Here is an 11,794-nt window from a genome sequence, read left to right on the forward strand (position 1 = left end):
GCTCCGGGCCCCGTCAGTCCGTTTGCGTCGGCCCGTTCGAGTCGAGCCTGTAGCGGGAGACGGGGCCGTAGGGCGACTGCGGGGTTCTGATCTGCATCGTCGTGTAACGCCCGCCGACCAGGCCCGTGAGGGTCACGGTGGCCGGGTAGTGGACCTCGCTGCCATTCGCGCAGCTGGGGCGGCAAATCACCATCCACTCCTGCCCACTGGCGTGGGCGGTGGACAGACCCCAGTCCGACCAGGTCAGGCCCCTGAGCATGCCATTCCCGTCTCCGCAGTGGAGCAGGACCGATTCGGGTTCCTCCAGGTACTCCCCGAAGCAGCTCACGATCGAGGCGGGCCGCGTGCTCGACCGTGTGGTGACCGTCGTCGGCGCCTGCTCCGAGGGCTCCGGTGCGGCTGAGGGCTCGGCCGCGGGCGGGGTCGGCTCCACGGTCGGCGTGCGGGGCGCCTCGGTGGTGGGGTCGGGGGTCGGCTGCGCGGACCCCGGAGGGGTCGGGTCTCCGGTCGGCTGTCCGGACGCCGTGACGGTCGCCTCGGGGTCGGCGACGGTGCCGGTGCCGCCGTCGCGGCCGGGCACCAGGGCGAGCACGGTCGCGGCGATCGCGAGGCCGGCGGCGATGCCCGCGCCGACGGCGAAGCCGCGCCGGGCCGAAGCGGGCGGGGACCCTGGGTACGGCGGTGCGGGCTTGTCGAGGACCGGCGCCACGGACTCCGGGACGGCAGGCCGTTTCCTCAGCTCGACCCGGAGCCGCTCGATCTCGGCCTGCTGCTCCGCGATCAACTCGTGAATCTCCTGCGGCCAGGGACGCGGCGAGGGCGCCAGGCTCCCGAGGGACTCCCGCAGTTGGGCCGCGCTCGGCCGGGCGGCGGGGTCCTTGGCGAGGCAGCGGGCCACGATCGGGCGGATCTTCGCCGGCAGCCCGCTGAGGTCGGGTTCGGTGTGCACGACGTTGTACAGGGTCTGCGGCAGGGAGGGCCCGGTGAACGGGCACGCGCCGGTGCACGCCATGACCAGCACCGTCCCGAGGGAGAAGATGTCGCTGGCCGAGTCGAGCGGCGCGCCCTGGGCCTGCTCCGGGGACATGAACCCGGGTGAGCCGACCAGCCAGCCCGTGGTCGTCAGCTCGCTGCCCTCCTCGCTGTCGGCGGCTCGGGCGATGCCGAAGTCGATCACGCGGGGCCCGTCGTCGGCGAGGAGCACGTTGGACGGTTTCAGGTCCCGGTGCACCAGGCCGACCCGGTGGATGTCGCTCAGGGCCGAGGCCAGTCCCGCGGTCATGCGCAGTACCGACTCCTCGGGCAGCGCCCCGACGGTCGCCACGGCGTGCTGGAGCGACGGTCCGGGGACGAACTCCGAAGTCAGCCATGGTTCGGGGGCATCGGCGTCCGCGTCGATGATCGCGGACGTATACGCTCCGGAGACCTTACGGGAGGCTTCCACCTCCCGGCGGAACCGGGCCCGGAACCCGTCGTCTTCGACGAACTGCGAGCGCACCTGCTTCAGCGCGACCAACCGGCCGTCCGGGGCGCTGCTCAGCAGGACTCGGCCCATCCCACCCCGGCCAAGTTCCGCGATCGTCCGGTACTTGCCGACCGCCACCGGGTCGGCGCCTTCTAACGGTTTCATCCTGTCCCCCTACAGCAGACGATCCGTCAGGACCGAGTCTCCGCGCCCGACGTGCCCCGGACAAGACGGTCGGGCCTCCTGCAAGGACCGCCCGCCACGGAGTTCGGGTTCGCCCCGGAGGGCCGGGCGTACTCCGTAGCGGAAGCGGGCGGGTACCCGCTGGCGGGGGTCGCCGCCGTGGCCGGCCGGTTCGCCGTTCCGGTCGCGTGGACGCCGTACTTCGCGGTCGACGACGCCGATGACGCGGTGGCCCGGATCCGCGAGCGCGGCGTTCGTTTTTGAAGGCTCTGGAGGCATCTTGGTGGCCCGCCCGGCAATCTTCAGTAAACGATGGTTTTCTGCAGCGTGGAGAGCGAAGCCAGCTGCTATCGCGATCTTCATTGCTGCTGTGGGGTGGTCCGTCGGCGGCCTGGTCATCCGCCGGTGCACCTCACCGTGGGGGTGCGACCAGGCCGATTTCGTAGGCGAGGATGACGAGGTGGACCCGGTCGCGTGCGTCGAGTTTGGTGAAGAGCCGTGCGAGGTGGGCTTTGGCGGTGGCCACACTGATGGTGAGCTCTTCGGCGATCTCGGTGTTGGACAGGCCGCGGCCGACGAGGGTCAGGACCTCGCGTTCCCGGTCGGTGATGCCGTCGACCACGGCCCGGCGGGTAGTGGCGGCGGGTTCGGGCCGTGCCGCGAACTCCTCGATGAGACGGCGGGTGACGCTCGGAGCTATGAGGGCATCTCCGGCGGCGACGACCCTGATCCCGTCGAGGATGGTCTTCAGCGGCATGTCCTTGACGAGGAAGCCGCTCGCTCCGGCACGAAGCGCGCCATAGACGTACTCGTCGTCGTCGAAAGTGGTGAGGACGAGGACGCGGGTCTTCGACTCCGGATCCGCGTTGATCCGGCGGGTGGCCTCGATGCCGTCCATGCCGGGCATGCGGATGTCCATGATGGCGACGTCCGGCCGTAGCCGTTGGACCAGTTCCACCGCCTCGGCACCGTTCCCGGCCTCCCCTGCTACCTCCAGGTCGGGGGTGTCGGCGATGAGGACGCGCAGGCCGGAACGGATCAGGGGCTGGTCGTCGACCAGAACGACACGGATCATCGGCCTGCCTCCACAGGCACCGGAAGCCGAGCTGCCACGCGGAAGCCGCCTTCCGGACGCGGCCCGGCGCTGAACTCGCCGTGCAGCAGACTGACGCGTTCGCGCATCCCGGCGATGCCGTATCCAGATTCTGCGAGGGTACCGCCCGAGCCGAGGTCGACGATATCGACGGCCAGTTCGTCGGGGCGGTAGTCGACCGTGACGCTGCAGTCCCGGGTGCCGGAATGCCGCACGACGTTGGTGACCGCCTCCTGGACGATGCGGAAGGCTGCCAGGTCGACGTCGGAGGGCAGGTCGCGACGTTCCCCCCGCCACAGGACGTCGACCCGGACCCCGGCGGCCGCGGTCTTCCCGACTAGCTGATCGATGGCGGCCAGACCAGGGAGCGGATCCAGCGGCGCGGACTCCGGGTCATTCCGGCGCAGGGCGCCGAGCATCCGCCGCAGGCCGGCGAGGGTCTCTCTGCTGGTGGCCTCGATGGCATCCAGCGCGTTGCGCGTCTCGGTGGGCTGGGTGTCCATGACCAGACTACCCACGCCGGCCTGGATGGCGATGATGCCGATGTTGTGGGCGACCATGTCGTGCAGCTCCCGGGCGATCCGCAGCCGCTCGGCCGTGACCGCCTGCTGCGTGGCTTGGGCGCGTACTGTGTCCGCGTGTACCCGGTTCTGATGGATCGTGTTGCCGATCAGCCAGGCGATGACGACGGTCGACGCGAGGGCGGCCGGCACCGAGAGGTTGAAGAAGTACCCGCGTCCCAGACGCCAGACCGTGTACGCGGCCAGCATTCCGACCGGGAGCACGGCGGCGAGGACCGAGACCCGCCGTGAGCGGGTCGCCGCGGTGTAGCCCACGGCCGCGTCGGCCAGCAGGAAGAGCACGACCGGCGTCGCCCGCACCGGCATCCCGAGCGAGAACACGGCGCCCGCGAGCGCGATGGCCACGGCCGCCAGCGGCGCGCGGAGCAGGAGCAGCGCGCCCAGGGTTGTGACGACGGCGGTGACCAGGAGCGGTGCGTCCTCGGTGTTGCCGTTGTACCGGAGCAGATGCTGCAGTTCGTCCGGCCGCTGGAACGTGCGTACCAGGATGAGGGTCGACCAGAAGGCCGCCACCCACACACCCGGTGGCACGCGTTTGAGCAGGGGTGGATGGGGAGTGGCGATCATCGGTCGATCCTATCGACGCGCTCCCACCGGGGCATTGGCCCACGGGCTTAATCCCCCGGGCTACCAGCAGGGCTCACAAGTGTGAACCACCAGCCGATGCCGGCTCTTTGCCCTCCCCGGCAGCTTTGACCCATGATCGAATCCACCCGGCTGACCAAGCAGTACGGCGAAACCGTCGCCGTCGACAACCTGACCTTCACTGTGGAACCGGGCAAGGTCACCGGCTTCCTCGGCCCGAACGGCGCCGGCAAGTCCACCACACTGCGGATGATCCTGGGCCTGAACGCCCCCACCAGCGGGGCCGTCACCGTGGACGGGGTTCCCTTCTCGCACCGCCCGCGCGGACTGCGTCACGTCGGCGCGCTGTTGGACGCCCAGGATGTCCACGGCGGACGCAGCGCACAGGCGCACCTGTCCGCTCTGGCCCGCAGCAACCGCATCCCGCTGGCTCGCGTGGACGAGGTCCTCCAGGAGGTCGGGCTGGCCAAGGCGGCGCGGCGCCGGATCGGAGGGTTCTCCCTCGGGATGAAGCAGCGTCTCGGCATCGCGGGCGCCCTGCTCGGCGATCCGCCGGTGCTGCTGTTCGACGAGCCCCTGAACGGTCTGGACCCCGAGGGAGTGCTGTGGGTGCGCGGCCTGTTCCGCCGTCTGGCGTCCGAGGGCCGCACCGTGTTCGTCTCAAGCCACATGATGGCCGAGATGGAGCACACAGCCGACCGGCTCATCGTCATCGGCCAGGGCCGGCTGATCGCCGACGAGAGCCTGGAGGACTTCTCAGCCCACAACGCCTCCCTGGGCGTGACCGTGCACACGCCCGACCTGGCGGCCCTGGAGGCCCTGCTGATCGCCGAGGGCGCGTCGGTCCGCCGCGAGAGCGACCAGTCGGGCCAGGTCACCGGCCTGACCGCAGCCCGGATCGGCGACCTCGCCCACCGGCACCGCATCGTGCTGCACGAGCTCGCCACCCACACCTCGTCCCTGGAGTCGGCATTCATGTCCCTCACCGCCGACAGCATCGAATACCTCGCAGGAGAAGCCCGATGAGCACCACGATGTTCTCCGGCACCCGGCCGTCCGAGAGCGCCGCCGAACCGGTGGCCAGGTTCGTCGACCTGCTCTCCGCTGAGTGGATCAAGATGCGGTCCCTGCGGTCGACCTATTGGGTGCTCGCCCTCAGCGCCGTCGTCGCCGTCGCGATCAACGTGAACGCTGTCCACTCCGACCTGACGTACATCGACCAGCCGCATCCCCCACTACCCGGCCTCCCGCCCTACAAGTACGACCCGCTGTTCCACGGCCTGGGCAGCATCGCCGCCGACGTCATGGCACTGGCCGCGGCCAGCTTCGGCGCCATCACGGTCTTCGGCGAGTACGCCACCGGAATGATCCGCACCACGCTCGCCGCCACCCCCGACCGGCGCGCGGTGATCACGGCCAAGGTGGCCCTCGTCACGGCGATCACTCTCGTCCTTGGTGTGATCGTCTCCGTGACGTCGTTCTTCACCACCAACGCGATGCTCGCCTCCCGCCACGTCGGACTCTCCATCCATGACCCCGGCTGCCTGCGGGCCGTCACGGCATACGCGCTGGTCATCCCGGTCTGCGCGCTCATCGGCATGGCGCTCGGCGCCGTCCTGAGACACGCCACGGCCTCGATCGTCGCCGTCGTGGGGATGCTCTTCATCCTGCCCATGCTCTTCGGTGGCGAGAGGTACCGGCTCTTGAAGGAGATCGGCAACCACCTGCCGCTGGCCGCGCAAGCCCGGCTGTCGCTGAACCCCGACGGCTACACCAGCCTGGGCGAATATCCGGCCACGATCGCGGGCTCCTGGACCGCGCTCGCGGCATGGGCGCTCGTCTCGGTGGCCGTTGCTGTGACGGTCGTGCGGCGACGGGATGTCTGAGCCCGGCTCAGCGGGCGGCCTCCGCCACGTCTTTGCCGAGCGCACTGAAGTCGACGTCGAGGTGGGCGTCGTAGTCGTCCGGGGCGATGCCGAGTTCGTGGGTGGAGTACTCGCCGAAACGCATGATGTGCTCGGTCGGGTACGGGGCGATCTGGGCCAGGTCGAGCGGGTCGATGACCTCGCCCTCAGCCTGCAGCTCGCGGACCACGTGCGCGATGTCCAGGGTGTTGTGGAAGATCACCAGAGATGGTGCCCTCGATGACCGAGACCGTGACCCGCATGAGGTCCTTGCAGTGGGTCTCGATCAGGCTCCAGTCGATGACGTTGCGGCCCACCTCGCCGAGCAGCGCGTCGATGTGCTCGTAGCGCGTGGTCCGGCTCGGGCGGAAGAACAGCAGGTCCTTCCAGGCGCTGGACTCCTCGTCCAAGCCCTCCAGCGCGTCCAGGGACTGTGGTTCCACGGCGCTGATCATCGGCGATGTCACCGGGCCTGTGATCGCCGGGACCCGCCCGGTGACATCCTGCGCCGGCTGGACCTCGCCGCCGACACCCTCTACGGCGGCCGGACGGCCACCGCCGTCTACGCCCGTCTCGCCGCCGGCCCAGACGGCGCATGGCCGGGGGGTGCCCCGGCGTCGGCGTATTCGAGCTGCCCCTGCTGATCACTCCCGACGGCGACGCCCGGTACCTGACCGGCGGCCACGGCCTCCTGCTCGGCGTCGAACCGCACGTGCTGTACACCGACGGCCTCGTCGAGCGACCGGGTGAGCACCTGGACGCAGGACTCGAACGGCTGCGCCGGCACGCCGCCGCACTTGCCCGCGAGGACGTCCCCACCCTCCGGGCAGGGCCGGCCAGGAGCTCATCGAGGAATCGCCGTCCTCGACTCGCCGTCCGCCTGCCCAGCGATGCCACGAGTGGACAGCCGGCCAGGTCATCTTGAGTCAACCCTTGTCAAGTTTATTGCGGCGAGTTATATAGGAGGTGTCGCCATGTGCATCTGTGACGATTTGAGAGAGGAGTGAACGATGATGCTCATGAGGACTGATCCTTTCCGTGAACTGGACGTGCTGACCCGACAGGTTCTGGGAACTCCGGCCCGGCCGGCGGCCATGCCCATGGACGCCTTCCGCGAGGGCGATGCCTTCGTCGTCGAGCTGGACCTGCCCGGCATCGACCCAGGTTCCATCGACCTGTCTGTTGAACAGAACGTCCTCACCATCAGGGCGGAGCGGCGGACCACCGCCTCCGGAGACGACGGCCAGGTGCTGATCGCGGAGCGCCCTTCCGGCACCTTCAGCCGCCAGCTGTTCCTTGGTGAAACGCTGGACACCGACAGCGTCGAAGCCTCTTATGAGGGCGGCGTGCTGCGTCTGAGCATTCCGGTCGCAGAGGAGGCGAAGCCCCGGAAGGTCGAAATCAGGTCTGCGGACGGCTCACGCAAGGAGATCAACGCCTGACGGACGCACGGCAGGAGCGCGGAGGGACACGGGCTTCTCCCCGGGCCCTTCCGGCCCGGTCCGCAGCTGTCGAAATCAGCCGGGACGAAAGCGAGGTTACGGTCATGGCCGGAACAGCGCCTCTCGCGGCCGCGATCCAACAGCGTGCCGATGGGCACCGCAAGATCGCCGTTTCGGGAGAGATCGACGTCCTGAGCGCGCCGCAGCTCCGCGGAGTCGAGTTCTGCGACTGCTGCGGACTCGGCAGCCTGCTGGCAGCCCGCCGCCGGGCCACCGCACAAGGCGCCGCTCTTCGCCTGGTAAGCGTCACGTCACCCCTGGTGTGGCGTCTCCTGCACCGGACCGGTACCGCGGAGGCCCTGCTCGGGCCGCCCGGCGAGGTCCGCAGTCGAGAAGTTCAGGGATCCGAGAGGAGCGGATGATGGCACGCGCAGTCGGGATCGACCTGGGCACGACCAACTCCGTCGTTGCCGTTCTGGAGGGCGGGGAGCCCACGGTCATCACCAACACCGAAGGAAACAGGACCACGCCTTCCGTGGTGGCCTTCGCCAAGGGCGGAGAGGTCCTGGTCGGAGAGATCGCCAAGCGGCAGGCCGTGACGAACGTCGACCGCACCGCACGCTCGGTCAAGCGCCACATCGGCGAGGCGGACTGGCACTTCCCGGATGCCGGCGACATCGACGGCAAGCGGTACACGGCCCAGGAGATCTCGGCACGTGTCCTGCAGAAACTCAAGCGCGACGCCGAGGCCTATCTCGGCGAGGACGTCACGGACGCCGTGATCACCGTTCCGGCGTACTTCAACGACTCGCAGCGCACCGCCACGAAGGAGGCGGGCGAGATCGCGGGGCTGAAGGTCCTGCGGATCATCAACGAGCCGACGTCCGCCGCCCTCGCCTACGGACTGGACAAGGAGAACGACCAGACGATCCTCGTCTTCGACCTCGGTGGCGGCACCTTCGACGTGTCGCTCCTGGAGATCGGCGAGGGACTGGTGGAGGTCAAGTCCACGAACGGCGACACCCACCTCGGCGGCGACGACTGGGACCAGAAGATCGTCGATCACCTCGTGAAGCAGTTCCGGCACGCCTACGGCATCGACCTGTCCCAGGACAAGATGGCACTGCAGCGGCTGCGCGAGGCCGCCGAGAAGGCGAAGATCGAGCTGTCCGCCACGACGGAGACGGCGATCAACCTGCCCTACATCTCCGCATCCGCCGAGGGCCCGTTGCACTTGGACGAGAAGCTCACGCGCTCGCAGTTCGAGCAGCTGACCTCCGACCTCCTGGAGCGCTGCAAGGCGCCGTTCCACAACGCGGTCAAGGACGCGAAGATCAAGGTCTCGGACATCGACCACGTCATCCTGGTCGGTGGCTCCACTCGCATGCCGGCCGTGACGGAGCTGGTGCGGGAGCTGACCGGTAAGGATCCGCACAAGGGCGTCAACCCGGACGAGGTCGTCGCCATCGGCGCGACCCTCCAGGCGGGCGTTCTCAAGGGTGAGGTCAAGGACGTCCTGCTCCTCGACGTGACCCCGCTGTCCCTGGGTATCGAGACCAAGGGCGGCATCATGACCAAGCTCATCGAGCGCAACACCACGATCCCGACCAAGCGGTCGGAGATCTTCACGACGGCCGAGGACAACCAGCCGTCCGTGCAGATCCAGGTCTATCAGGGCGAGCGCGAGATCGCGGCGTACAACAAGAAGCTCGGCATGTTCGAGCTGACCGGCCTGCCCCCGGCACCCCGTGGTATCCCGCAGATCGAGGTCTCCTTCGACATCGACGCGAACGGCATCATGCACGTCACCGCCAAGGACCTCGGCACGGGCAAGGAGCAGAAGATGACCGTCACCGGCGGCTCCTCCCTGCCCCGCCAGGACATCGACCGCATGATCCGCGAAGCCGAGCAGCACGCCGAGGAGGACCGCCGCCGCAAGGAGGAGGCAGAAATCCGCAACAGCGCCGAACAGCTCGTCTACCAGACCGGGAAACTGCTGCGGGACAACGAGTCCAAGATCCCGGCCGACCTCAAGACCGAGACCGAAACCGCGATCGCAGACCTGAAGGAGAAGCTCAAGGGCCAGGACACGGCCGCCATCCGCACCGCGACCGAGCACGCCGGCGCGGCCGCCCAGAAGATCGGCACCGCCCTCTACGAGGCCGCCCAAGGAGCTGCCGCAGACGGTGGAGGGCCGGATTCGGACGCCGGATCGTCCCGCACGGATGAAGAAGTCGTCGACGCGGAGATCGTCGACGACGAGAGCCCGAAGGGAGACGTGCGATGACCCCGCCGGAGTCTTCCAACGGGCCGCGAAAGCAGCCACCCCCCGTCGTGATCAGGGACAAACGACGCATCGACCCCGTCACCCTGGAGCTCAGAGCAGCCGACAGCACCAGTCCCGAGAACACCGAGCACAGCGGCGCCGGACGCGGAACCCGCGTCACCGCCCCTGCTGTTGCCGACAAGTCAGCCGAGCAGAGCCGGCTCGCCGAACGAACAGCCGACTTGCAGCGCCTGAAGGCGGAATACGACAACTACCGCAAGCGGGTCCAGCGTGACCGCCTCGCGATACGGGAAATCGCCGTCGCCAACGTCCTGAGCGGGCTCCTGCCCGTCCTGGACGCGATCGACCAGGCCCGCACGTACGGCGACACCGACCCAGGCCTGCAAGCAGTCGCGACCGCGCTGGAAACCCAGCTCGCCACGCTCGGCCTCCAGGAAGTCGGCACCCCGGGAGAGCCCTTCGACCCCACCCGCCACGAAGCGATCTCCTACCAGCGGTCCGATGACGTCGACCAACCCACCTGCACCACCGTGCTCAGACCCGGCTACCGCGTCGGACAACACCTTCTGCGCCCGGCCCAGGTCACGGTGAGTGAACCTCCCGGCCCCTCACAGCCGGCCGGCACCGAGACCACCACCGAACAGGAATGAGCCGCGTCAGGAGATCCGCGGACCACGCCGCTCAGGCTGGGTGTGGGTGGTGGAGCCCAGCAGGGGCGCACCGCGCCGTTCCGGCCGGTGACCAGCCGCGTCGGCGACTTTCTCCCGCGGGGTGCCGGCTGCTCCGGGTGCCGCTGGAATCAGCCTGCGCGCCAGAAGGCGGCCCACCCAGTGTCGGCCGCACAGCGGGCACGGCGAGGCGCCGGAAGGTGTGTACGGGGAGGGCACGGGAATGCCGTCGCGGGAGAAGTACTCCCAGGTGCCCCCCTCATCGCTGTACTGCTGCACGTCGTAGTCGACGCTCCAGTCGTACCAGCACTGCCCGCAGGTGAATTCCGCCCTTTCCAATGCAATCTCGGTGATCATGTCCGTCGCCTCCCTTCGACGGCCGCCTGGTCCTGCACCATCGATATACCCACCACGGCGCCTTGACAACGCCTCCGTCAGGTTTTATGACGGATTGAAAGGGGAGAGTGCCTCGGTCTTTCCGGAGGTGGGACAAATGAGCGGCTCGGGCCCCTCGCGCGACCACTACGCCGTGCTCGGACTCCGGGCGGAGGCGTCGCCGGAGCAGATCACCAGCGCCTACCGCACGCGGATCCGCACCCTCCACCCTGATACCCGCCCTAGCGAGCCGCGGGCCGAGGCGGACCTCGCCGAAGTCATCGACGCCTACCAGACGCTGCACGATCCCCTGCGGCGCTCCGCCTACGACGCCGAACGGAGTCTGAAGCCACAGGCTGCCAGACGCCCGGTACGAATACCCGTACGAGTCAGGCGCGCCGCAGACACCACGGAACAGTGGCATCAACAGCCCGCGGCGGCCCCTCTTGCGGTGGCCTATCCGGCCACCTCGCGGCCATACGATGACTCCTTCGACTGGCTCGTGGCCTGGCTGCTTTACGGCATGTAGCCCCGCAATAGATACTGCTTTCTTGTAATTTGCCGCTGAAATTTGAAGCATTATCGAGATGCTTGGACCGGTCCGAGAAATAGTAACGCCACCGAAATTCCATTGCCCTCTCACCACACCTTGACGACCTCGGGCGCCAGGGCGCCCGGCGGCCTCGCCACCGACATGCACGTCCTCCTCGAAGCCACCCACCGCGCCACCCCCGCAGCCAAGGACCCCGCCTCGTGAACGACCCCCACCCGCTACGCCAGCCGGCCAGCCGCTCCGTCGTCCTGGTCGTCGCCCCCGCTACCTGACCTGGAGCACCTTGACCGACACCCCCGACATCGACGGCGACGTCTGGGTAACCCCCCCGCTACCTCGCCGGCAGCGCCCCAGACCTCCACACCCGCCTTGAAGCCGCTGTTCGACCTCGGCTTCGACCGCCACCACGACGAGTACGGCAACGTCTACCGCACCGCCCCGGACCGCAAGCTCCGACTCGGCTTCCTCCCCGAAGGCGACGACGACGGAATGTGGCGCATCACCGCCTACCAGGACCCCTTCGACGCCCCCGCCTGGGGCGTCTGCTTCAACGACTCAGCGCCCACCGAACTGGTCACCGCCCTCACCACCGCGCTCGCCGCCGCGTATGAGTCGGGTCTCAACGCCTACCTCCACAACGGCGCAGACCAGGACCGGT

At 68.9% G+C, this 11,794-nt stretch carries 14 protein-coding genes and 1 pseudogene; 8 read left to right on the forward strand and 7 right to left on the reverse strand.

Annotation, left to right across the window (positions count from 1 at the left end):
• Positions 1–13 precede the first annotated feature (13 nt).
• Complete coding sequence (locus ACZ518_RS31635; RefSeq protein WP_469116464.1) at positions 14–1,630, reverse strand: protein kinase domain-containing protein; 1,617 nt, start codon at positions 1,628–1,630, stop codon at positions 14–16.
• 51 nt (positions 1,631–1,681) lie between these two features.
• On the opposite strand from ACZ518_RS31635, the gene ACZ518_RS31640 reads away from it, so the two are divergent.
• Positions 1,682–1,912: a hypothetical protein gene (locus tag ACZ518_RS31640; RefSeq protein ID WP_469116465.1), complete on the forward strand. Its 231-nt coding sequence runs from the start codon at positions 1,682–1,684 to the stop codon at positions 1,910–1,912.
• 148 nt (positions 1,913–2,060) lie between these two features.
• On the opposite strand, the gene ACZ518_RS31645 is transcribed toward ACZ518_RS31640, so the two are convergent.
• Together ACZ518_RS31645 and ACZ518_RS31650 are read right to left on the reverse strand one after the other, a co-directional pair.
• Positions 2,061–2,723, reverse strand: a complete 663-nt coding sequence (locus ACZ518_RS31645) for a response regulator (RefSeq protein WP_390172816.1) — start codon at positions 2,721–2,723, stop codon at positions 2,061–2,063.
• Positions 2,720–3,889, reverse strand: coding sequence for a sensor histidine kinase (locus tag ACZ518_RS31650; protein ID WP_469116466.1), 1,170 nt, complete (start codon positions 3,887–3,889; stop codon positions 2,720–2,722). The genes ACZ518_RS31645 and ACZ518_RS31650 overlap by 4 nt, the downstream gene beginning before the upstream one ends.
• Positions 3,890–4,021: 132 nt before the next feature.
• Here ACZ518_RS31650 and ACZ518_RS31655 point away from each other — a divergent pair, with 132 nt between their 5' ends.
• Positions 4,022–4,933 carry an ABC transporter ATP-binding protein gene (locus ACZ518_RS31655; protein ID WP_469116467.1) on the forward strand — a complete coding sequence of 304 codons (912 nt, stop codon included), beginning with the start codon at positions 4,022–4,024 and terminating at the stop codon, positions 4,931–4,933.
• Positions 4,930–5,793, forward strand: coding sequence for an ABC transporter permease (locus ACZ518_RS31660; protein ID WP_469116468.1), 864 nt, complete (start codon positions 4,930–4,932; stop codon positions 5,791–5,793). Before ACZ518_RS31655 ends, ACZ518_RS31660 begins: the two co-directional genes overlap by 4 nt.
• A 7-nt stretch (positions 5,794–5,800) precedes the next feature.
• Here the strand turns inward: ACZ518_RS31660 and ACZ518_RS31665 are convergent, their stop codons facing one another.
• From ACZ518_RS31665 to ACZ518_RS31675, 3 genes are all read right to left on the reverse strand, one after another.
• A complete protein-coding gene (locus tag ACZ518_RS31665) occupies positions 5,801–6,034 on the reverse strand; it encodes a Tn3 family transposase (RefSeq protein ID WP_469116469.1) in 234 nt (77 codons plus the stop codon).
• Complete coding sequence (locus tag ACZ518_RS31670) at positions 5,979–6,254, reverse strand: Tn3 family transposase (RefSeq protein ID WP_469116470.1); 276 nt, start codon at positions 6,252–6,254, stop codon at positions 5,979–5,981. Before ACZ518_RS31670 ends, ACZ518_RS31665 begins: the two co-directional genes overlap by 56 nt.
• A 119-nt stretch (positions 6,255–6,373) precedes the next feature.
• Positions 6,374–6,598: a hypothetical protein gene (locus ACZ518_RS31675; protein ID WP_469116471.1), complete on the reverse strand. Its 225-nt coding sequence runs from the start codon at positions 6,596–6,598 to the stop codon at positions 6,374–6,376.
• Between the two features lie 223 nt (positions 6,599–6,821).
• Here ACZ518_RS31675 and ACZ518_RS31680 point away from each other — a divergent pair, with 223 nt between their 5' ends.
• The 3 genes from ACZ518_RS31680 to grpE all read left to right on the forward strand — a co-directional run bounded on the left by ACZ518_RS31680 (position 6,822) and on the right by grpE (position 10,190).
• On the forward strand, positions 6,822–7,253 hold the full coding sequence (locus tag ACZ518_RS31680; protein WP_469116472.1) for an Hsp20/alpha crystallin family protein: 432 nt from the start codon (positions 6,822–6,824) through the stop codon (positions 7,251–7,253).
• A 421-nt stretch (positions 7,254–7,674) separates the two neighbouring features.
• Positions 7,675–9,540 carry a molecular chaperone DnaK gene (gene dnaK, locus ACZ518_RS31685; RefSeq protein WP_469116473.1) on the forward strand — a complete coding sequence of 622 codons (1,866 nt, stop codon included), beginning with the start codon at positions 7,675–7,677 and terminating at the stop codon, positions 9,538–9,540.
• Complete coding sequence (grpE, locus tag ACZ518_RS31690) at positions 9,537–10,190, forward strand: nucleotide exchange factor GrpE (protein ID WP_469116474.1); 654 nt, start codon at positions 9,537–9,539, stop codon at positions 10,188–10,190. Before dnaK ends, grpE begins: the two co-directional genes overlap by 4 nt.
• 6 nt (positions 10,191–10,196) lie before the next feature.
• On the opposite strand, the gene ACZ518_RS31695 is transcribed toward grpE, so the two are convergent.
• A complete protein-coding gene (locus ACZ518_RS31695; protein WP_469116475.1) occupies positions 10,197–10,565 on the reverse strand; it encodes a hypothetical protein in 369 nt (122 codons plus the stop codon).
• A 136-nt stretch (positions 10,566–10,701) separates the two neighbouring features.
• Between ACZ518_RS31695 and ACZ518_RS31700 the strand changes: the two genes are divergently transcribed.
• Together ACZ518_RS31700 and ACZ518_RS31705 are read left to right on the forward strand one after the other, a co-directional pair.
• Entirely contained in the window at positions 10,702–11,112 is a 411-nt protein-coding gene (locus ACZ518_RS31700; protein WP_469116476.1) for a J domain-containing protein, read from the forward strand.
• Between the two features lie 393 nt (positions 11,113–11,505).
• Positions 11,506–11,727: pseudogene (locus ACZ518_RS31705) on the forward strand (SPDY domain-containing protein); the annotation flags it as partial.
• Positions 11,728–11,794 lie beyond the last annotated feature (67 nt).

This window comes from Streptomyces sp. NPDC033966, assembly GCF_055575955.1.

Excerpts from the sequence above, each read along its gene's own strand:
- ACZ518_RS31635 (WP_469116464.1), bottom strand. The coding sequence starts at position 1,630 with ATGAAACCGTTAGAAGGCGCCGACCCGGTGGCGGTCGGCAAGTACCGG.
- ACZ518_RS31645 (WP_390172816.1), bottom strand. The coding sequence starts at position 2,723 with ATGATCCGTGTCGTTCTGGTCGACGACCAGCCCCTGATCCGTTCCGGC.
- ACZ518_RS31650 (WP_469116466.1), bottom strand. The coding sequence starts at position 3,889 with ATGATCGCCACTCCCCATCCACCCCTGCTCAAACGCGTGCCACCGGGT.
- ACZ518_RS31655 (WP_469116467.1), top strand. The coding sequence starts at position 4,022 with ATGATCGAATCCACCCGGCTGACCAAGCAGTACGGCGAAACCGTCGCC.
- ACZ518_RS31660 (WP_469116468.1), top strand. The coding sequence starts at position 4,930 with ATGAGCACCACGATGTTCTCCGGCACCCGGCCGTCCGAGAGCGCCGCC.
- ACZ518_RS31680 (WP_469116472.1), top strand. The coding sequence starts at position 6,822 with ATGATGCTCATGAGGACTGATCCTTTCCGTGAACTGGACGTGCTGACC.
- dnaK (WP_469116473.1), top strand. The coding sequence starts at position 7,675 with ATGGCACGCGCAGTCGGGATCGACCTGGGCACGACCAACTCCGTCGTT.
- grpE (WP_469116474.1), top strand. The coding sequence starts at position 9,537 with ATGACCCCGCCGGAGTCTTCCAACGGGCCGCGAAAGCAGCCACCCCCC.
- ACZ518_RS31695 (WP_469116475.1), bottom strand. The coding sequence starts at position 10,565 with ATGATCACCGAGATTGCATTGGAAAGGGCGGAATTCACCTGCGGGCAG.
- ACZ518_RS31700 (WP_469116476.1), top strand. The coding sequence starts at position 10,702 with ATGAGCGGCTCGGGCCCCTCGCGCGACCACTACGCCGTGCTCGGACTC.